This window comes from uncultured Pedobacter sp., from assembly GCF_913776295.1.
Classification (GTDB): Bacteria; Bacteroidota; Bacteroidia; order Sphingobacteriales; family Sphingobacteriaceae; genus Pedobacter.
Map to the genome: position 1 here is coordinate 1 of NZ_CAJYOJ010000086.1, position 26,188 is coordinate 26,188.

Annotated in this window: 20 protein-coding genes; 4 read left to right on the top strand and 16 right to left on the bottom strand. The window is 40.2% G+C overall.

Features of this window, described 5'->3' with window-relative positions:
- Positions 1–276: 276 nt before the first annotated feature.
- The 4 genes from QZ738_RS20140 to QZ738_RS20155 form a co-directional block, all read right to left on the bottom strand.
- Positions 277–1,770 carry a M56 family metallopeptidase gene (locus QZ738_RS20140; RefSeq protein WP_293789994.1) on the bottom strand — a complete coding sequence of 498 codons (1,494 nt, stop codon included), beginning with the start codon at positions 1,768–1,770 and terminating at the stop codon, positions 277–279.
- A gap of 5 nt (positions 1,771–1,775) precedes the next feature.
- Positions 1,776–2,138, bottom strand: a complete 363-nt coding sequence (locus tag QZ738_RS20145) for a BlaI/MecI/CopY family transcriptional regulator (protein ID WP_293789997.1) — start codon at positions 2,136–2,138, stop codon at positions 1,776–1,778.
- A gap of 142 nt (positions 2,139–2,280) precedes the next feature.
- The gene (locus QZ738_RS20150; protein WP_293789999.1) at positions 2,281–2,781 is read right to left on the bottom strand and encodes a hypothetical protein; all 501 of its coding nucleotides are present in this window, start codon (positions 2,779–2,781) and stop codon (positions 2,281–2,283) included.
- Positions 2,782–2,862: 81 nt separating this feature from the next.
- Positions 2,863–4,239, bottom strand: coding sequence for a dicarboxylate/amino acid:cation symporter (locus QZ738_RS20155; RefSeq protein WP_293790002.1), 1,377 nt, complete (start codon positions 4,237–4,239; stop codon positions 2,863–2,865).
- A gap of 158 nt (positions 4,240–4,397) precedes the next feature.
- Here QZ738_RS20155 and QZ738_RS20160 point away from each other — a divergent pair, with 158 nt between their 5' ends.
- The 3 genes from QZ738_RS20160 to QZ738_RS20170 all read left to right on the top strand — a co-directional run bounded on the left by QZ738_RS20160 (position 4,398) and on the right by QZ738_RS20170 (position 6,159).
- Complete coding sequence (locus QZ738_RS20160; RefSeq protein WP_293790005.1) at positions 4,398–4,895, top strand: RNA polymerase sigma factor; 498 nt, start codon at positions 4,398–4,400, stop codon at positions 4,893–4,895.
- The gene (locus QZ738_RS20165; protein WP_293790008.1) at positions 4,882–5,481 is read left to right on the top strand and encodes a hypothetical protein; all 600 of its coding nucleotides are present in this window, start codon (positions 4,882–4,884) and stop codon (positions 5,479–5,481) included. The genes QZ738_RS20160 and QZ738_RS20165 overlap by 14 nt, the downstream gene beginning before the upstream one ends.
- Before the next feature lie 111 nt (positions 5,482–5,592).
- Positions 5,593–6,159, top strand: a complete 567-nt coding sequence (locus QZ738_RS20170) for a DUF922 domain-containing protein (protein ID WP_293790011.1) — start codon at positions 5,593–5,595, stop codon at positions 6,157–6,159.
- Here the strand turns inward: QZ738_RS20170 and QZ738_RS20175 are convergent.
- The 3 genes from QZ738_RS20175 to QZ738_RS20185 all read right to left on the bottom strand — a co-directional run bounded on the left by QZ738_RS20175 (position 6,148) and on the right by QZ738_RS20185 (position 9,325).
- The gene (locus tag QZ738_RS20175) at positions 6,148–6,519 is read right to left on the bottom strand and encodes a diacylglycerol kinase family protein (protein WP_293790014.1); all 372 of its coding nucleotides are present in this window, start codon (positions 6,517–6,519) and stop codon (positions 6,148–6,150) included. The genes QZ738_RS20170 and QZ738_RS20175 overlap by 12 nt on opposite strands.
- A 235-nt stretch (positions 6,520–6,754) precedes the next feature.
- The gene (locus tag QZ738_RS20180) at positions 6,755–7,351 is read right to left on the bottom strand and encodes a hypothetical protein (RefSeq protein ID WP_293790017.1); all 597 of its coding nucleotides are present in this window, start codon (positions 7,349–7,351) and stop codon (positions 6,755–6,757) included.
- Between the two features lie 63 nt (positions 7,352–7,414).
- Positions 7,415–9,325 carry a family 20 glycosylhydrolase gene (locus tag QZ738_RS20185; protein ID WP_293790020.1) on the bottom strand — a complete coding sequence of 637 codons (1,911 nt, stop codon included), beginning with the start codon at positions 9,323–9,325 and terminating at the stop codon, positions 7,415–7,417.
- Positions 9,326–9,945: 620 nt separating this feature from the next.
- Between QZ738_RS20185 and QZ738_RS20190 the strand changes: the two genes are divergently transcribed.
- Positions 9,946–11,238 (top strand): IS1380 family transposase, encoded by a 1,293-nt coding sequence (locus QZ738_RS20190; RefSeq protein ID WP_293790023.1) that lies wholly within the window; start codon positions 9,946–9,948, stop codon positions 11,236–11,238.
- A 473-nt stretch (positions 11,239–11,711) separates the two neighbouring features.
- On the opposite strand, the gene trxB is transcribed toward QZ738_RS20190, so the two are convergent.
- The 9 genes from trxB to QZ738_RS20235 form a co-directional block, all read right to left on the bottom strand.
- Positions 11,712–12,668, bottom strand: a complete 957-nt coding sequence (gene trxB, locus QZ738_RS20195) for a thioredoxin-disulfide reductase (RefSeq protein ID WP_293790026.1) — start codon at positions 12,666–12,668, stop codon at positions 11,712–11,714.
- Positions 12,669–13,025: 357 nt separating this feature from the next.
- A complete protein-coding gene (locus QZ738_RS20200) occupies positions 13,026–14,654 on the bottom strand; it encodes an acyl-CoA carboxylase subunit beta (protein WP_293790029.1) in 1,629 nt (542 codons plus the stop codon).
- 811 nt (positions 14,655–15,465) lie between these two features.
- Positions 15,466–16,005: a hypothetical protein gene (locus tag QZ738_RS20205; protein WP_293790031.1), complete on the bottom strand. Its 540-nt coding sequence runs from the start codon at positions 16,003–16,005 to the stop codon at positions 15,466–15,468.
- 59 nt (positions 16,006–16,064) lie between these two features.
- Positions 16,065–16,526: a MaoC family dehydratase gene (locus QZ738_RS20210; RefSeq protein ID WP_293790033.1), complete on the bottom strand. Its 462-nt coding sequence runs from the start codon at positions 16,524–16,526 to the stop codon at positions 16,065–16,067.
- Positions 16,527–16,620: 94 nt separating this feature from the next.
- Positions 16,621–17,214, bottom strand: a complete 594-nt coding sequence (locus tag QZ738_RS20215; protein ID WP_293790034.1) for a TIGR00730 family Rossman fold protein — start codon at positions 17,212–17,214, stop codon at positions 16,621–16,623.
- Between the two features lie 680 nt (positions 17,215–17,894).
- Positions 17,895–20,474 carry a TonB-dependent receptor gene (locus tag QZ738_RS20220; RefSeq protein ID WP_293790036.1) on the bottom strand — a complete coding sequence of 860 codons (2,580 nt, stop codon included), beginning with the start codon at positions 20,472–20,474 and terminating at the stop codon, positions 17,895–17,897.
- A gap of 562 nt (positions 20,475–21,036) precedes the next feature.
- Positions 21,037–22,674: an adenine deaminase gene (gene ade, locus QZ738_RS20225; protein WP_293790039.1), complete on the bottom strand. Its 1,638-nt coding sequence runs from the start codon at positions 22,672–22,674 to the stop codon at positions 21,037–21,039.
- Between the two features lie 96 nt (positions 22,675–22,770).
- Positions 22,771–24,747, bottom strand: coding sequence for a dehydrogenase E1 component subunit alpha/beta (locus QZ738_RS20230; RefSeq protein ID WP_293790042.1), 1,977 nt, complete (start codon positions 24,745–24,747; stop codon positions 22,771–22,773).
- 28 nt (positions 24,748–24,775) lie between these two features.
- The gene (locus QZ738_RS20235) at positions 24,776–26,161 is read right to left on the bottom strand and encodes a LutB/LldF family L-lactate oxidation iron-sulfur protein (protein WP_293790045.1); all 1,386 of its coding nucleotides are present in this window, start codon (positions 26,159–26,161) and stop codon (positions 24,776–24,778) included.
- Positions 26,162–26,188 lie beyond the last annotated feature (27 nt).

The window sequence follows — 26,188 nt, forward strand, 5'->3', positions numbered from 1 at the left end:
AAAATCCATTTGATCTGCGGGAAAAACAACCGTTACTAATGTTTGTTGCGGAAGCGCATAATCTCCCGCTGATTTGAGATGCTTAACGCAGACGATTGTTTACTAACTTTCTTTATCTGCAAAATCCGTTTGATCTTCGGGAAAAATAACTGTTACTAATGCTTTTTTGCGCCGGCGCATTGTCTCCCGCCGATTTGAGATGATTAACGCAGACGATTGTTTACTAACTTTCCTGATCTGCAAAATCCATTTGATCTGCGGGAAAAACAACCGTTACTAATGCCTTGTATTGATCTGGATAAACTGCCCTTTCTGATCCATTTTCAGATCCCTAATCATATCGGGATTTAATTGATCAATCGCTTCTTTACTCACCTTCTTTCCATTCAGGTAATATCCCATACTGGTAACCGAAGATTCGTTAGTTATCGTTTTATCTTGTAATGCCTCGTCGTTTTCTTTCGTATTAACAGTAGATTTCATGATAAAAATAGCGGTAACTTTTTTTCCTTTGGTACCGGCTACATTTCCAAAGCTACCTTTTGCCTGTTCAGCGAGCATAATCTGTTCAATCCTCTCATTAGCCGGAATTGAATCTGTAAAATTAAATTGTTTAACCAAAATTCGTTTGTCTGAGCTTCCACCTGCTTTAAAATGGAATTTAAAGTTGTCAACCTTTTCCTGAATCGCAGCTATAGCATTGTGCCGTACCGAATCTGCATTGTTACTGTTTTGTTTCAAAACCAAGGTAAATGTCTTAGGGGTATCTGTTTTATGCACCTTCGCTGATACAACCTTTCGTGTTTCGCTAATTTTTGGTTTTATTCTGGCTTTCACAACAGTTTCAGATTCCTTTTGCGGTACCACGTTAATCACCATTTGGGCTAATGGCTTAAAGCTATTTTGCACAACCTTTTTATCAATGGTAAAGGCAAGCGTAACACACAGCAAAACCGGTAAAGCAAGTATATATCGTGTTAAACTTACTTTTGAAGAACGTTCGGTATTCATCATCATAATCCTTTTCTTAAGATCAGACAAGCTGAAATTGTTCACAATGGCAACCGAAGCCTGTAAACTACCTACATCCAGCAAACTATATTGATAAGCTTTTTTATCTATTCCTTTTTTTAGAATGCGGGCATCGGTAATAAACTCAATATTTTCTCGCACGGCCTTTTTCATCAGCCAAACCCCAGGGTTAAACCAGTAAAAAACCACACAAATTTCAGCCAGAATAATATCAAGCGTATGCCATTGCTCTACGTGTACTTGCTCGTGCGCCAATATATTAGACAAATCCTCTTGCTTATGCAAGCCTGGATTGATATAAATGGTTTGCCAGAAACTAAAAGGACTTACCTCATCTGCTAAAATTCTTACCGGATACTGATTTAACTGATCAGGCGAAGATTTTTCGTGCATGCGGTACAAAGAAATAAACTGTACCAGTAAACGTAATGCCATAAGCACTACACCAATGTAAAAAAATGCTGTAAGCACTTGCCACAATAATGGAACGCCATCCTGTTTTACCAGCTGACTTACCTGTTGGTTTAGTCCGGGAACAAATGCAGGAACGGAATTATTGGCGGCCAAAAAATCGGTCAGGTCAATAAAAGGATAAGCAGAAGAAAAAATAATCCCAAATAAAAGAAACATCCTGTTAATGGAATAAAAAGTTAGCCTCCGCAGCACCAGATAATAGGTAGCCGAAAACATAATCAGCACCAGGTTAATTTTCAACAAAATGAGAAAAAAATGTGGCATGGCCTTTACTTATCGGGGTGTTCTATTAAGTTGATAATTTCTTTAAGTTCGTCGGCACTGATTTTTTTATCCTTGGCAAAAAAAGCAACCAGTTCTTTGTACGAGCTTTGAAAATAATTATTGACAAAACCACTCATAAAACGCTTTTTATACTCCATTTCTTTAACCTTTGCACTGTAACGGTTGGCATTCGCGAAACGCTCGCTAACCAGATAACCTTTACGTTCCAGATTTTTAATCGTCGATGCCAAAGTGGTATAGGGCGGTTTAGGCTCCGGCATTACATCCATAAAATCTTTGATAAAGCCTTTCCCTACCTGCCAAACCGCCAGCATCGCCTCCTCTTCCTGCAATGTTAATTTTTCCATACTTACGAATATATCGTAAATATACGAAAAAACCCTAAATAAAAAAGACCTTAATCTACTTAGATCAAGGTCTTTATTTATGATAACAATGAATATTGCCTTCTTCGATTTTCGACTCCGACTCAGGACTTCTGACTAAAGACTACTTTGCGCTTCTTTTTTCGGCCTGCAACAACGTTTGATCGATAACTTTACGCATTTGCACAGCCGCATCCAATAATTTTGGATTGCCATCAAAATCGCCGTAAATCACTACATGTTTCGTTTTTTCCTTGTATTTGAACAGAATATCATAGCGTGGTACTGCCATTGATTTTTCACTTTTCTTACCAATGGTATCCGGAAAGTTCCAAAGTCCGATTTCATTGGCTTTACTGTGCATATAAAGAACATCGTCATTTTTTAAAAAGATTTTTTTCTTAATGACCGAATCAGCCCCGTTTACATATTGGTATTCGCCGGTAGCCGAATTATAATGATTTTCTAAGGTATCTTTAATGCCCCATTTGTACTCCATTGATACAAAATCCTTTTTCCGGAACGGTGCATTCTGAATAATGGGTTTATAATAAATGTAACAATAAATGATCATCGGCACGATAATCGTAATGGCTAAAAATATTTTTTTTCCTCTGCTTGACACTTTATATAATTTTGAATGATTGAATTTTTAATGATCGAATGAAAGCGCGTTTAATAAGACTCAGGACTGAAGACTTTAGACTTAGGACTCCTTTAGCTCTCCTTCCCATTTGCTTACCACTGCGGTTGCAATACTGTTACCTACCACATTGGTAGCCGAACGGCCCATATCCAATAACGGATCAATACCAATCAACAGCGCCAAGCCTGCCTCAGGGATATTAAAACTGGCAATGGTACCAGCAATAACGACCAAAGATGCCCTTGGTACACCCGCAATGCCTTTACTGGTTAACATCAAAATTAAAAGCATCGAAATTTGTTGCTCAAAACTTAAATGAATGCCGTAAGCCTGCGCAATAAATAGCGAAGCAAAGGTCATGTACATCATCGATCCATCCAAATTAAATGAATAACCCAACGGCAACACAAAACTTACAATTTTATCCTTACAGCCGAAACGCTCCAACAACATCATCGTTTTTGGATAAGCCGCTTCACTGCTTGCGGTACTAAAAGCCAACAAAGCAGGCTCTTTCATATCGTTGACCAAACGGAAAATACGTTTTTTTAAGATCAGGAAACCTAGAAAAATCAGTAATCCCCACAAAATGATTAAACCAAAATAGAATTCGCCGATAAAAATGGCATAGGTATTCAGCACACTTAAACCCTGCTTGGCAATGATAGCCGTCATGGCGCCAAAAACAGCAAGTGGCGCAAAGTTCATAACATAACCTGTCATCTTTAAGATTACGTGCGCAATCGCATCAAAAGCTTTGATTACAATCTGCCCCATATCGCCAATAGCTGCCGTAGCTACCCCAAAAAACAAAGAGAATACCACAATCTGTAAAATCTCATTGGTAGCCATTGATTCGGCAATACTTTTCGGGAACACATGCGCTATAAAATCTTTAACACTCATGGCTGCCTTTTGTATCCCGGTATCAACCAGATGATCGGGCAACGACAATTTCATGTATTTACCTGGCTCAAACAAATTCACCAGAATCATCCCTAATACAAGCGACATTAACGACATGGTCAGAAACCAACCTAATGTTTTACCACCTATACGGCCAACCGCTTTGATGTCACCTACTTTAGCTACCCCAACAACCAGTGTAGTGAATACCAAAGGTGCAACAATCATTTTAATCAGGCGTAGAAAAATATCGCTCAATAAGGTAAAAAACTCTAGTTTTTTTTCCCTGATGGTCTCATTTTCCTTTTTAATTTTAGCGGCAGCTTTTTTATCTGTTTTAAGCTGGGCATAAATCGCACTTGTGGTATCAGTTGATTTAGCAATATTTACTTCTATACTTTTAACTTTTGCATCGGCATTCAGGATGTTCTGGTTGTAAACATTGATAGCATTTACGTTTAAAAAATATCCCAATGCAATCCCTGCAATCAGCGCTATAAAAATAAAAAGCGTGAGTCTGTTTTTCTTCATGAATAAAAAAGTTTGTGGCAACTTAATTCGGTAAAACTACGATATTTACGGCTTGTAACCAATTTTGATATCAGGAGGCTTCAAAAATAAATTATTTTGAAATTTCCTTGTAACAAAAAACGTGTATCCACATCTAAAACGCAACGAGAAACGCCTAAATGGAACAAAAAGACAAGTTATTCAAGCAGATCTTCGATTCGAATTCCAAAAAAATATTCCATTTATGCTATGGTTATACCGGCGATACCGACGCTGCAAATGATCTTTTGCAGGAAACTTTTTTAAAGGTCTGGCAAAATCTGGACAAGTTCCGTAACAAATCTTTGATTTCAACGTGGATCTACCGTATCGCAGTAAATACCTGTTTAACTTACCTCCGATCGGAAAAGAGACAGGCAAAAGATGAATTAACGGATAACATTATTGAAAATAAGGTAGAAGAATTTTCGGAGAAAAATGAACAGATAGCCTTGCTCTATAAATGTATTTCCAAACTTGAGGAGAATGACCGTTTAATTATTACCATGGTACTGGACGAGCTTCCATATCATGAAATTGCTGACATTTCGGGCATCAGTGAAGGTAATTTGAGGGTAAAAATTTTCCGTATTAAACAAAAATTAACAGAATTATATAGCCAGTATGCAAGCGTTTGATCAAATACAGGAGTTGTGGCAAAAACATGAGGTAGAAGTTAAGGTTTCTGCGGATGAGATGTTGCAACAAGCGAAGAAAGAAGTAAATGGATTAAAGCTGAAATCGGCCTTAAATATCGGGGGAATGCTACTGTCATTTTTGGCCATCGCTGCCCTATGGATATTTTTTCATTTCGAATCCTGGACCACACATGCAGGCATTAGCATCACCATTATTGCCATTGGTGTGTATACTATAATCCTTTACCGCGATTACCGTTTAATCTCTAAAAATGATTTCACCGCCCATCCAAATGAATTTTTAAACAATTTGAAAACATACCAGCTAAACCGTTACAGGCTATACAATTCGCTTTACTGGTTTTATGCTATTGCCCTTTCTTTGGGTTTGATATTCTATTTTGTAGAAATACTGTCGTACTTTAATATGATACAGAAAGTAATTGCCATAGGTTTAACAGCACTTTGGATCATTTTCTGCTCAACCATTTTACGCAAGGCCGTAATAAAAAGGGAAAAAGAACGGATTGCCTTACTGATCGAGAAATTTGAGCGTATTAGCGGACAGATTTCTACCCCTGAATAATTTTAGGCACGGTTTTTTCGCTTTAAAATCCGACATACCAAATCCTGATAATTTGATTAGCCTTGATGGCAAAAAAAATCAGGCTGTGATACCGTTGAAAACATTATGGCATTGAAAAAACTAATCATACCGATATTATTATTGCTGTTACTCCCCTTCTCTTTTGCTTTTAAACAGGATTTTACCCAGCCTGTACAATTAAGCTGGGAAACCTATTTTAAAGGCAAAGCCGATGAACGTTCGCCATTTATTGCCTTAACAGCAATGACCTGGGAATATAGTTATAACAGTACCGTGTATCGAAACCGTGTGGTAATCAAGCTTAAAAATGAAGTGCGCATTGATAAGAACCGTTCCTGGGTGAAGTGGGACAGAATCAAGGATCCTGAAGTTAGGGCCAGCTTACTGCACCACGAACAGGGCCATGTAAACATTCAATACATTCTGCTTTCTGAAGCCGAAAGGGTACTTAAAAACCGTAATTATTCGGTTAGCAACTATAAAACACAGATAGCCGAACTGGCTAACCAGATCAGCAGTTATTTTGATACCATGCAACGGAATTACGACGAAGAAACCGAGCATGGCAGCAACCATAAGATGCAGGCCCGCTGGGACCAGATTATCGAGGATAAGATGGAAGAGTCAAGAACAGCCACACTGGCTTCACAAAAATAATTTTGGGATGAATATGATAACCCCAACGGCTAAAGCTAAAAATGCAGCGACCAAAACGGCAGCAGCGGCCAGATCTTTTACGATTTTAATTTTAGGATGAAAATCTGGTGAAACTACATCAGCCAGTTTTTCGATGGATGAATTAAAAATTTCGGCAACAATAACGGCAGAGATAACAGCTAAAATGGCAATCCATTCCAAAGCAGAAAGTTTAAGGTAAAAAGAAAGTGCAATCGCAACAGCTGCTGCAAAGAGATGAACCCGCCCATTGTGATCGTTAACAAAAAACAGTTTCAACCCGTCAAAGGCATATTTAAAACTTTTAAGTCGATTGATAACGGAGAATTTTTCGTTGTTCATTTTCATATATATGGTCAATAGGGAAAGATCCTTCGACTACGCTAGCATTGACAGATTCCAATCGACTTGTCGTCCTCTCGACCGCAGCAACGCGAAGTGGAGAGATCTAACTAGTGAAACTTAAACAAAAATCATCGTCCCGACAAGAGCAATGTGAAGTTTAGAAATTCTTTTTCAGCAAAGATTTCCCGACTACTTTGCACTTCGCTCGACATGACTTATACGTGCAGCCCCCCTACTTCCCCTCACTCGTCGAAAAACTATTGCCACTTAACCTATACTGATAAGTTTTGGTTACAGTTTTATTGCTATCAGCAGCATCTTTTACCGGAAACGACCTAAAAAGATCACCATTTTTTATAAAAAATTTATCGTTACCGGTATAACCTTTTCTTTGACTGGCATTTAAGGCAGGAAAACTAATTTTATTAAAATCACCACCTGCATATTCAAAGACATTAAGATCAGAAACATTTTTTTTGCTCAACAGCTGTACGTACAATTCCGGATTTCCATCATTATCTAAATCCATGTTCCAGGCATCGGTAATAATGCCCTTGCGGTCAATAGCTGCTGAACGGTAATGATTATGGATCGAATCAGACATTAAAATCTGGTACCCACCTATCGAATCAACTCCCTTCCCCCAACTTACAATTTCAAAATTTAATCCGGGTTTTACTTCAATATCCTTGTAGAAATGGAAGGGGTTTTTCTGTACTGTTACGGTTTCAGTTTTAATTTCTTTTGGTTTCTCTTGGCTGCATGCCAAACAAAACAGCATCCCTGTAATACAAAAGAGATGCTGTAATGTATATTGTTGTAATTTCATTTTAGTTTGGGATATTTTGGTTGTCCCAAATTAAGGATTTTTAGCCTATCCCTGCAATTATTTTTATTTCTTCGGTTCTGCCTTAACATCAGGCGCACCGTTATTTAAAACTGTTTCGGTAGTTACACTTCTTCTACCGCTTGGCGCAATAACAATAGTCTTCAAAACCCTTTTTTCTCCTTTCGGAACAGTAATTTTTACAGGACCGGTATATAAAAATGCATTTTCTGAAGGGCGGGATAAATCGACAGAATAATAGATTTTACTACCTGTAACCGGTGCTTTTAAATCAATAGTAAACTCACCTCCCGTTAAAGGTTTATCGCTTAAGCCAATTGGAGTGGGTACCCAAAAGTTAATTCCCATTTTATCCAGGCGGGCCAAATGCACTGGCAAACGCTCTTCGCTAAAGTTTTTCAGGTCTTTGCGGTCAACTGGCGACCAGGCAATTTCTGCTAAAGCTAAAAGACGTGGAAAAGCATGATTTTCGGCTTTCGCGGTAGTTTTAATATACTCCGTCCACATATTGGCCTGTACACCTTTAATGTACTTTCGCTGATCGGCAGTTAATACTTTCGGGATTGGATCGTAAGTATATATTTTCTGATAAGGAGCAAAACCGCCAATGGTAACCGGCTCATCCGGAGAATTGGATTGTTTATGATCGATATACAAACCCATTGAACCAGGTGTCATAATTACATCATGATTTTGTTGCGCCGCAGCAATACCTCCATCTTCGCCCCTCCAGCTCATTACCGTCGCATTCGGTGCTAAACCACCTTCTAAAATCTCGTCCCAGCCAATAATAGAGCGGCCCTTGCTGTTTACATGCTTTTCAATCGTCTGTATAAAATAACTTTGCAGCTCATGTTCATCTTTTAAGCCTTTTTCTTTCATTAAAGCCTGGCAAAACGGCGACTCTTTCCAATAGGTTTTTGGCGCTTCGTCTCCACCGATATGGATATATTTTGAAGGAAAAATAGCGATCACCTCATCCAAAATATTGTTCAGCATGGTAAAGGTATTTGCCGATGGCACAAAAATATCATCGAAAACACCCCAGGTTTGCTGTACCTGTTTGCCTTTTCTGCTACCGGCCCATGGCGTTTTATCACTGATAAAGGTATCGCGATCAGGAAAACAGCTTAATTCAGGATATGAAGCAATAGCAGCAGACGCATGGCCAGGCAACTCGATTTCAGGAATTACCGTGATGTATTTGGCCGCGGCATACCTCACAATTTCTTTAGCCTCTTCCTGCGTATAAAAACCTTTTACCGGTGTAAGGTAATTTCCGTTGCCCGGATAATTGCCAATGATGGTTCCATTACGTGATGAACCGATTTCGGTAAGTTTAGGGTATTTTTTTATTTCCAATCGCCATCCCTGATCATCCGTCAAATGCCAGTGGAAAGTATTGATTTTATAATAAGCCAGCTGATCGATGTATTTTTTGATAAAAGAAACCGGAAAGAAATGACGGCTTACATCAAGCATTGTTCCCCGGTAAGCAAAACGTGGATAATCATTTATATTAACCGCGGGGATGGTAATTTTATCTGCAATTTTATCAGGCATCATCTGCATGGCCGACTGAACGGCATAAAATAACCCTGCTCCTTTTCCGGTTAAAACGATTTGTTTTGGGGTAACCTTGATGGTGTAACCTTCGGCTGGTAACTGATCGGCGCCAACAGATGTTAAAATAACAGCCTTTTGGTTAGGCTGGGTAATTTTGGTTTCGCGTAAAGCAAAGCCTGCTTTGTTTACCACAAAAGCATTTAATAAATCAGCCATCTTTGCTCCATCAATACTTTGATTGACCAAAACCGTGGTTTTATCCAATTCAAAACTTCCGCTTGCTCTTGTAATGGCTACCGGTGCAGGTATGATGCCCAGGTTAGGGTCACGCTGCGCAAATGCACTTGAACTGATTAATACTCCAATAAAAATCGCTAAAACTTTGTTCATTTTTGTGTTATTTATAGCTAGAACTAATTATTTGAACCAAGATAGAGATTATGGAGAAATTACAAATCCCACATTCTTGTTACAATACAGATCAACCGTTTGATTGGCATTGTAAAAGGCATATAAATCTAATTATGAAGAGATCGTCATTTCGAACGGAGTATAATGCAGTCTAGAAATCTACATTTTAAAGCTTCTACGAAGATTTCTCCATTTCACTGCGGTTAAGTCGAAATGACGACTACTTTTATGAAAATCAAGTATAGAAACGTTTGGGTTACGATAGTCCCGCCATCCGTTATAGTCCCGATGAAACCTGTGAAACATGCAGGCAAACCATAACAAACAAAAAACAGTGCTTCAATCGGGAGCTGCCACTACTGTCGGGTTTAGGTGGCAAGGTCTGTTGAACTTTTTAGGGTTGCAGAACGCAGTGCAGAAGGATTTATTTGAAGCTTCGCTATTAAACCCTTAATAGCGGCAAAAACCTAAGTATTTAAACCTGATCCGATCGCTCCTAATATCCGCAGGTTACAAAAAAAAAGCTGCAAAACTTTGATAAACAATGTTTTGCAGCAAGGTAATATTCACTTAAATTAGTGTTGACCAATATTACTGCCGTGAAAATAATAAATTCAGATCCAATATCCGCTTTCGGGGGCATAAATTTTGTTTTTGACTACTTAAATAGATTGGAAATCGATAAGCTCTGCCATGCACATCTGCCCGGCGTTGCTGCTCAGAGCAGGTATTCCTGGAAAGATGTCTTCTACTCTCTCAAATCTGTTTTTCTCTGTGGCGGCGATAGCATCGAAGATCTCCATACCCACTTAAAAAGTCATTTTCTCGACAACCCCTATGTTAAACTTGCAAGCCCTGATACTGTCTTGAGAAGACTCTCCGAGCTTACCGAACAAACAAAAACCTGTGTAACCAAGCGGGGGGCAGTTACACATCAATATTGTACCAACCGTACCCTTGAGAATTTCAACCTGGAGGTACTGAAAAAGATCGGGGTTCTTGATTCCCGGGAACTTACCCTGGATTATGACAATACAATCATCTTCAATGAGAAACAGGACAGTAAGATGACCTACAAAAGGGATTATGGCTATCAGCCGGGTGTCTGTACCGTCAATGAGCAGTTTGTACTTTATATCGAAAACAGGAACGGAAATTCTGATGCAAAGTCATTTCAAAGGGATACGCTCGAAAGGATTTTTGATCTGCTTGAAACAAAGAAGGTAAAAAAGATCAAAAACTTTCGGGCAGACGCAGCATCGTACCAGTATGATGTGGTTGCCCTGCTGCAACAGAAGGTGGAACATTTTTACATCGGGTGCAGAAACAGCTATGTCGAGAAATATTTTCCACAGATCTCCAATTGGGAAATGATGGAGGACAAAAACGGCCCGCTGGAAGTAGGATACATCGATATCCTTCCCTTTGCCACTCAGGCCAGGGAACAGAACCAACAGCCACAGACATACAGGCTGGTTGCCAAACGGAGGCTGAAAAAAGATGGCCAGGTAGATCTGATCACCCAGGATGCCTATGAATACAGGGGGATTCTGACCAACGACTTCGAAAAGGATGCCGTAGCCATTGCCCGTTTTTACAACCAGCGAGGGGGCATGGAGCGGCAGTTTGATATCCTTAAAAATGATTTTGGATGGAACAGCATGCCTTTCTCTTCATTGGACAAAAACCTGGTTTTTCTATATCTTACGGCGGTCTGCAGAAACATATACAATAAGATCATTGATTATTTTTCACAAAAGGTAAAAACGCTGAAGCCATCTTTCAGACTGAAAAAGTTTCTTTTCAGGTTCATCATCCGGCCGGCCAAATGGATCAAACAGGGCAGACAGCTAAAATTGAGAATCTACTCAATGGACCATCGCTACCCATAGGACCAGGATCTCAAAAAGAAATAATAGCGCTAACATGTTACCTGAAATATAGCCAGGAGGGGATCTCTATTTCATTTTTATGCCTAAAATAAAATTTCGATCCCAAATCTGTTCAGAAATTCCAATCAAAATGAACTTCCACCTATAAATATAATTATCGCAGAATAAAATCAGTTGATATTCATTTTTAGAACTTAGTAATAGTCAGATTAAGACAGACATGCGGATTTTAGGCGCTATCGGATGAAATGGAAAGCACGCAAACGAGGCACGAGTGCGGACTTGTAAGGAAAAGCAGGACGAACTTTAAAAAGCGCTACTGCAACCGCTTTCCAAAAAATGGATGTTTTATAAAATAAGATTTGCTTTAATAGATCTCTCGGCTACGCTGCACTACGCCCGAGAGGACGACTTTATATAAAAAAGAGAAACCAAAACTGATTTCTCTCTTTCAAAATATTTAAAAATTATGCTTAAGCTTCTACAGGATGCTCTTTAGCAGCAAGATACCGCTCCGCATCAAGTGCGGCCATACAGCCAGAACCAGCAGCAGTTACCGCTTGTCTATAGTACATATCCTGTACATCACCGCAGGCAAAAACACCTTCGATATTGGTTAAGGTAGAACCTGGTTTAGTCGTTAGATAACCAGTTTCATCCATATCCAGCTGTCCTTTAAAAATATCAGTGTTCGGTTTATGACCTATAGCTACGAAGAAACCTTCAACTGCGATATCAGATTCTACACCTGTTTTGTTATTGATTACTTTTACTGCGGTAACATTTTTGCCGTTACCCAAAATTTCCTGCGTTTCAGTATTGTAGTGTACAATGATGTTAGGGGTAGCTAATACACGGCTAACCATCGCTTTAGATGCCCTGAATTCATCACGGCGAACCAGCAAATGCACCGTTTTACAAAGTTTGGCTAAATAAGTTGCCTCTTCAGCAGCGGTATCACCGGCACCTACAATGGCCACATCCTGACCTTTAAAAAAGAAACCATCGCAAACAGCACAGGCAGAAACACCAAAGCCATTATACTGTTGCTCGCTAGGTAAACCCAACCATTTTGCAGTAGCACCGGTTGCAATAATTACGGTATCAGCAGTAATGGTTTTGATTTCATCAACCACCACTTTATGAGGGGCTGAAGAAAAATCTACCGAGCTAACGTAACCGAAACGGATATCGGTTCCAAAACGTTCTGCTTGCTTACGGAAATCTTCCATCATTTCCGGCCCCATAATCCCTTGCGGATAGCCAGGAAAATTTTCTACATCTGTGGTCTGCGTAAGCTGTCCGCCGGCTTGCATTCCGGTATACATAATTGGTTTTAAATCAGCTCTGGCAGCATAAATTGCAGCAGTATAACCTGCGGGACCTGAGCCTATAATTAAACACTGAACGTGTTCGTTTTCTTGTGACATTATATAATATGTTTGAAATTCATTAATCGTAGCGCAAATTTAATGCTTTAAATAATGGTTAACAAGCGCACATTGTCAACATAGTTTACTTATTAACAGTAGAGCGCGTGGAGCAAAGCGCATAGCGTTTTGAGAAAAGCGATCAGGCGTTAAGAATACCATGTTGTCAGCTATTTCTTGCTGACAACTATTGATTGTCTTTAAGATTAATTTGTGAAAGAGTCACTTTAAATCACTTGCTTCATCACCTTGGATACTTTTGCTTTTAAATCCAATGGCTATTTTTTCCCGATTGCTACAATTGCTTATAAGCTAAAATCTATTATAAACCGTAAAGGTGGTAACACCTGACAGCACCTACGTCTGTATCACTCCAACACTAAACTTTTTGGTAATCGGCGATTGATTGGCGGCCTCAATCCCCATCGAAATTACCTTTCTGGTTTCGAGTGGATCGATAATCCCATCAACCCAAAGCCGCGATGCAGCATAGTAAGGCGTAGTCTGGCTATCATATTTATCGGAAATCTCTTTCAACAGCTCAGCTTGTTTTTCTGTCGTAATCAATTCGCCTTTTGCTTTCAATGATGCTTCCTGAATTTGCAGCAGGGTTTTAGCGGCCTGTGAGCCACCCATAACTGCGATTTTCGCTGTAGGCCAGGCATAAATTAAACGTGGATCGTAAGCTTTACCGCACATGGCATAATTACCTGCACCATAAGAATTACCTAACACAATTGTAAATTTGGGCACAACCGAATTGGCGACGGCATTAACCATTTTGGCCCCGTCTTTAATAATTCCGCCATGTTCAGAGCGACTGCCTACCATAAAACCAGTCACATCCTGCAGAAAAACCAAAGGGATTTTTTTCTGGTTACAATTCATGATAAAACGGCTTGCCTTATCGGCACTATCAGAATAAACTACCCCGCCAAACTGCATCTCCCCTTTTTTCGATTTGACCACTTTACGCTGATTGGCTACAATACCTACCGCCCAGCCGTCAACACGACCCAAGCCGCAAACAATACTCTGTCCGTAACCTTTTTTATACTCTTCAAATTCAGATCCATCAACCAAGCGGTTAATGATATCCATCATTTCGTAAGGTTTATCTCGGTTTTCGGGGAAGATGCCGTACAATTCCTCTTCTCTCTCTTTTGGTTTAACTGGCGCAATACGATCGAAACCAGCATTTTGAGGAGCGCCCAGCATACTCATGATGTTTTTAATGCTATCTAAACAGGCCTGATCGTTAGGGTGTTTGTAATCGGTAACACCAGAAATTTCGCAGTGTGTAGTTGCACCGCCTAAAGTTTCATTATCTACCTCTTCTCCAATGGCCGATTTAACCAGATAAGAGCCTGCTAAAAATACCGAACCTGTTTGATCTACAATCATGGCTTCATCGCTCATGATGGGTAAATAGGCACCTCCTGCAACACAAGCCCCCATAATGGCCGAAATCTGTACAATACCTTCTGAAGACATGATGGCATTGTTGCGGAACATCCTGCCGAAATGCTCTTTATCGGGAAAAATTTCATCTTGCATGGGCAGGTAAACACCGGCACTATCAACCAGGTAAATTACCGGCAAACGGTTTTCCATGGCAATTTCTTGTGCCCGAAGATTTTTTTTGGCTGTCATCGGGAACCAGGCACCGGCTTTTACCGTTGCATCGTTAGCCACAATCATACATTGCCGTCCACTTACGTAACCAATGCCACATACCACCCCGGCCGAAGGACATCCGCCTTGTTCAGCGTACATGCCATCCGCGGTAAAGGCTCCAACCTCTAAAAAGTTAGAATTTTTATCAATTAAATATTCAATCCGCTCGCGGGCCAGCAGCTTCCCTTTTTCCTTTTGTTTTGCAGCATTTTTTTCGCCTCCACCCAGGTATACTTTTTTTAGCCTGGTTTTCAATTCGTAAACCAACTGTTTGTTTACATCCTCGTTTTTATTGAATTCGATATTCATGTAGGCAATTTAGAGTTAATTTTAGAAAAATAGTATTGACCAAAATGGTTTCTGGTCTACCACTTGTTTTAATAGCGAAGGACGCTAAATTTTTAACCGCGAAGCGTGCTAAATGTTTTAACACAGAGATCACAAAGAAAAAGCACAGAGGTCACAAAGTTGGGTTTAGCATCTCCGTTTTCCGTGCTTCCGTGGCTTTTTTAACCGCAAAGTGCGCAAAGTTTTTTAACACAGAGATCACAAAGAGAAAGTACGGAGGTCACAAAGTCGGGTTTAGCACGCCGTTGTTTCCCGTGCTTCTGTGGCTTTTTTAACCGCAAAGTGCGCAAAGTTTTTAACACAGAGATCACAAAGAAAAATCACTGAGGTCACAAAGTTTGGTTTAGCACTTCCTTGTTTAACAGAAAGAAAAGTAAAACCTTCTCGGTGTCCCTCTGTGTAAAACGCTCTGAACTCTGTGGTAAACTCCCTTATTTATTCCTGATAAACTACAAATGATTTCCGTCTACCACTTGTTTTAACCGCGAAGGACGGTAAGTTTTTAGCACAGAGATCATAAAGAAAAAGCACAGAGGTCACAAAGTTGGGTTTAGCACCTCTGTTTTCCGTGCTTCCGTGGCTTGTTTAACCGCGAAGGACGCTAAGTTTTTAACACAGAGATCACAAAGAAAAGCACAGCGGTCGCAAAGTTGGGTTTAGCACGCCGTTGTTTTGCGTGCTTCTGTTACTTTCTAACGAATTAACGAAAAAAAAATTAATCCCTTCCCGGTGTGCCTCTGTGTAAAACGCTCTGAACGCTGTGATAAATCATTTAATTTTGATAAACCACGCCATTAATTTTTATTTTTTGGTATTGATCAGCCCAGCCTTTACCTTTTATGTATTTTACCAATGTGGGGTGACCTTTTAAATTTGGATGGAAAATCGGATCAAACGAAAAGGTAATTTCATCATCTGATTTTTGAACCACCGTTACTTCGTTATCATTTTCGTCTTTTTTGCCCGTAGTGAAAAACTTATCGCCTTTCTTTGCAGAAAAATCAGCTCTGGTATATGTTTCTAACGGACTATCGGGATAGCCTTCAATCAATTTATCATGTTCATCTATCCTTAGGTACATGGTGCTGCCTGCATCGCCTCCAACCAAAGAGTAAAACTGATAAAAAAGCTTGTTATCAATCCGGACGGTATCCTTAATCTCGGTGTAGGATTGCGCATTCATATACCATAAATTACCAATCTGCATCGGTAAAAATGAATCGGCTGCCGAATGCTGATCTTTATTGGCTTGACAGGACAAGATAAACAGACTAACTAAAATATAGCCAAAGGATTTTTTGTTTCTGATCATGAGCGAATCTGTTTTTTATTTAATTGTTAAATATAAACAATACGCTGCATTGTAAACAATTAACTCACAAAATGATATAAGAAAACAACCTCTCCATTAAAAGCCGGCTTTTTCTGATCTTCAATTTCCATTTCGATAGCCATATTAACTTTGGTTACACCACGGAGATTGATGATAGAGGCCAGTTTAGCTTTTAACCTGACCTTGCTGTTTACGGTCACGGCCTGTGCAAACCTCAAATTTTCTATGCCATAATTGATCTCCATTTTCAGATTTTGAATATCAACAATTTCTTTCCATAAAAAAGGGATCAACGAAAGCGTTAAATAACCGTGAGCGATCGTTGCCTTAAAAGGACCTTCATTTTGGGCTTTTTCTTCATCCACATGAATCCACTGATGATCTAATGTGGCATCAGCAAATCTGTTGATCTGTTCTTGTGTAATGGTATGCCACGAAGAAACACCTAATTCTTTGCTCAGGTATTGTTCAAACTCGGCGTGTGAGGTAATGATTTGCATTTGGTATATATATTTTTTCTTTGCGCCAGGCGTTTTGCGTATGGCGGATTAATATTGATTAGTCTTACTTGATGTTTATGACTTGATACTTTTTCTAAATCAAATTTCTTTCTCTGAACCAAACCTCGTCTGGAATTGCTGAAAAATCATCCATTTTATTAATTAAAATTTCGGCATCGGCTTCATTAAATACTAAATCGCGATTGGCCGGTTTCAAAAATTTACTTTGAACCATCATATCCATTTGAGCAAATAAGGGATCGTAAAAACCGCCAACATTTAATACACCGATTGGTTTATGGTGCAGCCCTAGCTGCAGCCAGGTTAATACTTCAAAAAACTCTTCCAATGTACCAAATCCGCCCGGTAAGATCACAAAACCATCACTCAAATCGGCCATTTTCTGTTTTCGCTGATGCATGTTTTCGGTCACAAGCATTTCTGTTAAACCCCGGTGACCAACTTCCTTATCCATTAAAAACTGAGGAATCACACCCGTAACCATACCACCCAATTCCAGTACATCATTAGCCAGCACGCCCATCACACCAACACTTCCACCTCCATAAACCAATCTGATCTGCTGCTTTACCAATGTTTCTGCCAATTGTTTTATCGCCTTGCGAAGCGCCGCATCGCCATTAAAGTTTGAGCCGCAGTACACACAAACTGAAGTAAGCTTATTCATTGAATTAAAAATTTACCGAAGTTAAGATTTTATCTGCTTTACCTAAATTTTAATTCGACAAAAAGCCGCTACAGTTTTTTGTTATTTCGTTGACAAAACGCTATATCATAAGTTTGCTTCCATTCAAACTTTTGTCACGTTGAGCTTAGCTTGTGCTGAGCAGGACGAAGCAACGAAACGCTTCAAGAGAAGTTTAACAAGTCCTTCGACAAGCTACCATTGACAGGCTCTTCGAAATAAGAACGTCATCTCAACTGTAGCATAGCGAAATGAAGAGATCTTTTCACTCGAGCTATTAAACCTCGTTTAAAAGATTTCTCCACTGCGGTCGAAATGACGATACTTAGATAACATTTAACTTCTGTCAATCATATCGATTTTTATACAAGTTAACTATTGTTTTATTTGTGTTAATGAGCTCGGCAATGCCGCGGTTTTGTTACTTTTTGATGCCAAAAAGTAAGCGCCATTCGGCGGCGGTGACCTGTACCGATTTTCATCGGTAGCCGAGGCAAGACTGGGCTGTATAGCATAAGTAATTAGTTACCTCATTTATATTGATTTTTATAAAATAAATTATCCATCAGGATGACAATTAATGATACAGCATTTATTAAAAAAGGAGCGGCATTACACCACTCCTCAAACCAAATATAAGAGAGAAAAATAAATTAGTATGATTAGAATGCATAACGGATGGTTGCCCCATAAGTTCTTGGATCGCCTAATACTCCGGCATACAAACCAGCGTTACCCGCCGCAGCCTGTAACTGCTCGTAATAATTTTTATTGGCTATATTTCTGCTCCAAACAAATAAAGAGAACTTATCAGATTTGAAGCCCAACCTGGCATTAAACAAGGCATAACCTTTCACAACCAGTACACTTGATGGGGTAGGATTTGATGAGTAATCTGAACGGTAGCTCGCATCACCGGCAATGAAATAGCGTCCCGCTCTGGTAGCCAGATTACCAGGCGTACTTAGTTCTGAACCACCCGAGATATTCCATTTAGAGATACCCGGCAACCTACCGCCAGAAGCATCTTTAAAAGCTACCTGGGTAGCCACACCATTAACCAGTTCGGTGTGTCCGGTTTCTTCTAACGGAAGCGGTGCATTGGTGAATTTAACATACTTGCCATCAAGATAGGCCAAGGCAGCATTTAACGTTAAAAAGCGCTCCAACTGATAAGTACCATCTATTTCCAATCCTTTCACCCTTACCTTTTCAGCGTTTGATAAATAACCTCTGTTTACACCTAGCTGTGGCGATTGTACATTGGTCTGGTAATCTTTAATATCCGTATTAAATAAACTGATGTTGAAAATAGCACCTTTAATTGGCTTTGTTTTAGCACCCAGCTCATAATGCTGAACGTACTCCGGTTTAACAACAGCTACCGATAAATCGGCTGCCCCTGTAGAGGTAGTTGGTAAACCACCTACGTTAACACCCACCGGTTTATATGCGGTAGAAAAAGTTCCGTAAACATTTAAATTATGGTTTGGACGGTAAGAAACGGTAAAGTTACCTGATAAATTGTTGTTATCAACCTTTGTTGTGAACTGCTGATTGGCATATACAGCTGCTTTAAGCGCTAATAATGTCGCATCAGTGGTTTGTAGACCGCCATAAGTTACCCGATCATAATCAACATCTTTTTTATCATAGGTATACCTTAAACCTGGTAATACGTGCAGATTTTTTAAAACTTCCCAATCAACCTGTGCAAAGACCGCTGCACTTAACGATTTTATAACAGAGTTGGTTTTGATACCAAAACCATCCAATAAACCCGGTGTGGAGTATAAAGCCTGACTTCCGGTATTACTGGTTTGTACAAAACGCCATTGATCTTTACCTACTTCTTCTGTTTGCGCCAAACCTTTTAAATTCTGACCCAGAAAATAAACGCCCACTACCCCACTTAATTTTTCGGTAATATTTCCTGCATACCTCACTTCCTGCGAATATTGATCGTGGCGCGAATTACCCTGCGATTTGGTTAACGCTGCCACCTCAGAAAAATCCCTGTCGTTGGTAGGGTCCCAATTCCAGAATCTCCATGCGGTAGTTGATGTCAATGTTCCGTTCCCAATTTTATAATCAACATTTAGTGAAATCCCCCCTATTGATTGATTATGTCTCCAAGGCGTATTGGTATTGATTTCTCTCGAAAAAGGATCGATTTTTGGTTGCTGGTAGCCTAAATCAGAAATAATTCTGGCATACTGCCGGTACGCGCTTCTTTCGGTTGTGGTAACACCCGCAATTACTAATGGGTAACCTGCCGGGTGCTGAATACTCACGTCGCCGCTTAACAACACCTGTAATTGTTCTGAAGGTGTATAGTATAGCTGACTTTTTAAGCCCAGGTTATTCTGTCCGCTATACCTGCGTTCTTCCCTGGTATTCCAGATCGTTCCATCGCGCTGCGTACCTGAAATGGAGATTTTTGCGGCAAGATCTTTTGCCAGTGCCCCGGAAGCTGATGTTTTGGCCTGAATAAAATTATAATTCCCTACGCTTAATTCTATTTTTGCACTGGGTGTTAATGTAGGTTTGCTCGTGGTAATGTTGAATGCACCCGCTGTGGTATTTTTACCAAACAGGGTACCTTGCGGCCCCCGTAAAATTTCGATCTGATCGATATCAAGAAAATCGGTAGAGGTAGCAGCCGGACGTGCATGATAAACGCCATCTACGTAAAATCCAACCCCCGGATCAATACCATCGTTCGTTAAACCAAAGGTAGAACCCAAGCCTCTGATATTTAGCGTTGTGTTTCTGGCATTGGAAGCATATAGCTGTACCGAAGGAACCAACTCTTTTAAACGGTTGACGTTAAAAGCACCTGCGTTTTCTGCTGCACGGCCACCAATAACCGTAATCGGAATAGGTACATCCTGTAAAACCTCCGAACGCCTTCTTGACGTTACCACGATTTCATCGAGCAGCGCATTTTCTACCAAAACCAGTTCTATAGGAGTCTCCTGAAGTTTTAGTATCTGAAAATCCTGTGGTTTATAACCTACAGAGCTTACCTGTAAATAAAATGGTGTTTCTTGTTTTACGTTAATGCTAAAGGCACCATTTTCATCGGCTACAACGGCCTGGTTGGTTCCCCTTACCTTTATGGTTGCATTGGGGATTGTTGTACCATTGGTGGTTTTAATTACACCCGTTACCTGACTTTGGGCAAAAGCAAATCCTGATGAAAGTAAAAATGAAAATAAAAAAAGTAAAGTTTTGTTCATGGTTATATTGATGGTTTATTTAAATGCAGTTAATTAATGACTCGTTCGAAAGCCGCTGATTGCCGTTATAGCAAGTTTAAACAGTCATATAAAAGTGTTTACGCCTCATTATTATAATTATTATATAATTCCTATAGATTTAGTCGACAAATATATTAAAAAAAATCAGCTGCCAAATTTTATTTTGTGATTTTCAGAAAATAAATCTATAGGTTTTTCATGAAAGATCCTGAAATAAACTACCATTGACGTTAATTTTTAATTATTTGATAATTAGTCACTTATGAAATATGCATTTCCATCCAACAAGGCCTTCGCACTGGGTCTCCGTTCTACTTAAGTCAGGCCTAACAAATTTTTCGGACTCCACCGACCAAGCCCTATTACTGGCTTTCAAAGAAAAATTTTCAGCCGGTGTTTTTTGTTTCTTTTTGACATCAAAAAGAAAGAGCCCTTCGGCGGCGGTGAGCCGAGGCAAGACTGTGCTGTATGGCATAAGAAATCAGTTACGTCATTTATATTGATTTTTATCCAATAAATTATCCCTCAGAATGACAAGGTACTACACGAACCTAAATTCATCCCCATCAAATAAACCTTTGTCGCTCAGTTTCAAATGCGGAATAACCAAGAGCGCCATAAAAGAAAGTGTCATAAAAGGAGCAAGAAGAGTTGAACCTAAATTTTTGGCAAATTGATCTATCGCGGTATAACAGGCAGCAACCTCGTAACCATTATGGTTACTCATTAAGCCGCCAACCGGCAGTGGCAGTATCTCCTCTTTTCCATCGCCTAAAGCTACCACGCCACCGGTTTCTTTGATTACCAGGTTTACTGCGGCACAGATACTTCTATCATCAACCCCAACGGCAATGATGTTATGACTATCATGCGCCACACTCGAGGCAATAGCCCCCTTTTTTAAACCAAAGTTTTTAACAAAGGAAATGGCAATGGGCGCATCATGATAGCGGTTAACCACCACCATTTTGAGGATGTCATTGGCTACATCACTAACAATATTGCCATTTTCGACCTTTGGTTTTGCCTGTATTTTATTGGTAATCAACTGGCCATCTAGCGCTTCAATCACTGGAATTTCTTGCTGATCTGCGTACTTAAAAATGAAGTTTTCTTCTTTTTTATAGCTACAATCAAAACGGTTAATCGATTCTTTACCAGACATATGGCTGATCCAATTGCCGGCCATTTTACCGTTTTCTGCTAGTAAAAGACCATTAATATAGGTTTGTGTTACCCTGAAATTAACAAGATCTTCCATTACGATAAAATCGGCATCATCGTTTACATGTAAAGTACCTACGTCCAGCTTGTAATGCAAAATCGGGTTAATACAAGCAGCACGGAGTACATTAAAAACATTGATTCCTTTAGCTACTGCCCTGGCACAAATTTCGTTAATGTGGCTTTCAACTAAGCTATCTGGATGTTTATCATCACTGCAGAACATCATCATTTCGGGCCAGTCGTGAAGTAAGGCGATTAGTGCTTCAAAATTTTTAGCGGCACTGCCTTCGCGGATCAGGATTTTCATACCACGCTGCAGTTTATCCAGCGCTTCTTCGGCAGTGAAACATTCATGGTCGGTAGAAATACCGGCATCAATATATTTTTGAACGGTATCACCACGTAACCCTGGTGCGTGCCCGTCAACTGGTTTGCCAAGCTGATGGGCTGCCGCAATCTTTTTTAAAACTTCTTCATCTTGATGTAACACTCCGGGAAAATTCATCATTTCACTGAGGTATTTAATCTCCGGGCGCTCTAAAAGTGCTTTAACATCATTATGGTTTAACTCGGCACCAGCAGTTTCAAAGGTAGTAGCCGGTACGCAGCTTGGTGCACCGAAATTGAATTTAAAGGGTACGGTGTTACCGTTTTCAATCATAAATTCAATACCTTCCATGCCGCAAACATTGGCAATCTCATGCGGATCACTGATGGTAGCCACGGTACCATGCGCCACAGCCAAACGAGCAAATTCGCTCGGAATGAGCATACTGCTTTCGATGTGCACGTGACTGTCAATAAAACCAGGAGTAATGAAGACGCTGTTTGGGCGTTCCTCAGAAATTTTGGTGATCGATTTTATTTTTCCGGCCTCAACCGTTATTTCGCCAAAGAAAATATGACGTTCTACGATATTAACTATATTTCCACTGACTTTGAAAGTGCCCATGTTGCTCGAATGTTTAACTGGTTAATCGTTTAAACCGGTTAATTGTTTAGGATATACAGTTAACCAATTTAAACAGTTTATACAATTAACCTCTGTTTAATATTTTAATAGTTTATCAATTATTTCTGCTAATCTGGCTTTAGCCAAAAAATCATCTTCCAGTACCTTATTCATAGGAATGGCAGTATCTAAACTTGCACAACGCATTACTGGTGCGTCCAGGTAATGGAAAAGGTGCTCTCCAATCCAGGCTGATATTTCGGCACCGAAACCATTGGTCAAAGTGTCTTCATGTAAAATGAGCACTCTGCCCGTTGCTTTTACAGCTTCCTTCACCGTTTCCTGATCCCATGGCTGGAGCGTACGCAGATCAACCAGGGTTGCTTCTTGTTGAGGATGGTTGTTTAAATGTTCTAAAGCCCAATGTACGCCTAAACCATAGGTGATGATGGTAAGCTGGTTGCCAGTTTTTAAGGTAACGGCTTTTCCTATTTCGGTTGTGTAATAACCGTCAGGTACCGGGCCGGTTAAACTTCTGTACAAATATTTATGTTCAAAATAGATTATCGGATTAGGATCGGCAATGGCGGCCAAAAGCAAGCCCTTTGCATCTTCGGGAAATGCGGGATAAACAATTTTCAATCCCGGTGTTTTAGTAAACCAGGCCTCATTGCTTTGCGAATGGAAAGGGCCGGCACCGGTTCCCGCGCCAGTAGGCATGCGAACCACTACATCTGCTTTTTCGCCCCAGCGATAATGTGTTTTGGCTAAATTGTTTACAATCTGGTTAAAGCCAACGCTTACAAAATCGGCAAACTGCATTTCTACAACAGCTTTCCAACCGTTTATCGAAAGGCCTAAACCTGCACCCACAATGGCCGATTCGCAAATAGGCGTATTGCGCACCCGGTTTTTGCCAAATTTAGCCATAAAGCCATCTGTAATTTTAAAGGCGCCACCATAATCAGCAATATCCTGTCCCATTAAAACCAGGTTAGGGTATTTCTCCATCGCGAGATCGATTGCATCGCTAATCGCATCCAGATACCTTTTCTCAGTAGCGGATTCGCCTGGTTGGGCAAATTCTGGTTGATGAGGAAAATACATATCCCGTTCTTCTCTTGCGGGATCTGGAATGGGTTCCGGCTCTTCAAAAGCTTCTTCAACTGCTATTTCAATATCTTTTTTAAACTGGATTTTGATATCCGTAATGGTATCGGTAGTTAAAATACCTTGTTCAATTAAATAGGCTTCATAATTGTTTAAAGGGTCTTTCTTTTCCCATTCATCAAAAAGTTCTTGCGGAACGTATTTGGTGCCGGATGCTTCTTCATGGCCACGCATCCTGAAAGTTATGCATTCGACCAAGACAGGTCTGGGATCTTTCCTGATTTCCATGGCCAGCTGATTAATGGTATCGTAAACTTCAAGAATATTGTTGCCGTCAATTTGGCGGCCTTCGATGCCATAACCGATGGCTTTATCAACCAAATTTTTGCATCTGTATTGCTCTGTTATTGGGGTCGACAAGCCATAACCGTTATTTTCGATTAAAAAGATTACCGGAAGGCCCCAAACTGCTGCCACATTGATGGCTTCATGGAAATCGCCTTCGCTGGTGGCGCCTTCACCCGAGTAAACGAGGGTAGCACGCTGTTTATTGGCTAATAAATCAGCCAGGGCAATCCCATCGGCAAGCGCCATTTGCGGGCCCAGATGGGAAATCATCCCTATAATTTTATAATCTTGTGTGCCAAAATGGAAAGAGCGGTCGCGGCCTTTGGTAAAGCCGGTTAACTTGCCCTGCCATTGCGCCATTAATTTCTTTAGCGGAATATTACGTGAGGTAAAAACACCTAAATTGCGGTGCATGGGCAGAATATACTCCTCGCTTCGCATGGCTAAGGTACTGCCAACGGCAATGGCTTCTTGTCCAATTCCCGAAAACCATTTGCCTATGCGTCCCTGTCGTAATAATTTAAGCATTTTATCCTCTACCATCCGGGGATAAAGCAGTTTTTTATATAAATTCAGTAAGAATTCATCGTCTTTATCTTTTCGGTTAAAATGCATATTTGGTTGTTTGACTAATGGTTTCTGATTAAGACTCTCGACTTTTTTTCATCTCCTCAAACTGTTTGGCGAATGATTGATCAGCAACTTTCGGCATTTCGCGGTATTTGCCCCAACTCTTTTTGAAGAAGGTTCGGAGTGTAAGGTTTTTAAACTTTCCGCCGAAGAAATCCATCCATTTGCGATTCTGCATCATTTTGCTGAACATGCTCCAACCTATTTCTTCTTTTTTGCCATTCTCATGGCCAGCTGCCGCGTCTCTGCGGTTGAGCAACAGCATTTTATGGATATCAATTTTTACGGGACAAACTTCCGAGCATTTTCCACAGAGACTGGAAGCGTAGCTCAAATGCTTAAACTCTTCCATGCCTTTTAGGTGCGGTGTAATTACAGAACCAATTGGACCACTATAAGTGGTGTTGTAGGTATGTCCGCCAATATTTTTATATACCGGGCAGGCATTTAAACAGGCACCACAACGAATACAGTACAGGCCTTGTCGCTGATCCTTTTGCGCCAATAAATTGGTGCGGCCATTATCCAGCAGGATCACGTACATTTCTTCGGGTCCATCCGTTTCATTTGGCTGGCGGGGACCACTCAGGATACTGTTGTAAACTGTTAGGTTTTGTCCGGTACCGTGCGAAGCCAGTAAAGGCCAGAATAGATCCAAATCGGCCATAGAGGGAATTATTTTCTCAATACCCACAATGGCAATATGTATTTTAGGGAAAGTGGTACTTAACCTGGCATTCCCTTCATTTTCGGTGATGGCAATACTTCCGGTATCGGCAATCAGAAAATTACCACCGCTTATACCAATATCAGCATTTAAGTATTTATCTCTGAGGAGCTCTCTCGCTTTTTGCACCAGCTGCGGTGGCGTGGCATCAATGGGAGTTCCAAATTTATCATGAAATAACTGCGCAATATCGGCTGCACTTAGGTGCATGGCCGGAGTTACAATGTGATAGGGAGCCTGGCCCAATAACTGCACGATGTATTCGCCCAGATCACTTTCCAGCGATTCAATATTATTCTGCTCCAGGAAATCGTTCAGGTGAATTTCTTCGGTCGTCATCGATTTAGATTTGATGACCGTTTTTCCATTGTTTCTTTTAATGATATTGAGGATTTCCTGCTGGGCCTCTGCAGCATCGTTTGCCCAGATTACCTTACCGCCGCGACGCTGAAAATTCGATTCAAATTCAGGTAAGAACTTGTCGAGATTTTCCATTACCCGCCATTTAATTACATGAGCTTTTTTCTTGGAAGCCTCGAGGTTTTCGAATTTTGATAAGCCCCTTTCCACCGCCGTATTGTATTTACCAATATTATAATTTATGGTTTTACGGTGCGGTAAATCGAAAGCTTTTTCATCAGACTTCTCTAAAAATTCCTCGGCAGTTTTCATTAATGGCAATTTTATTAAAGGTTAACG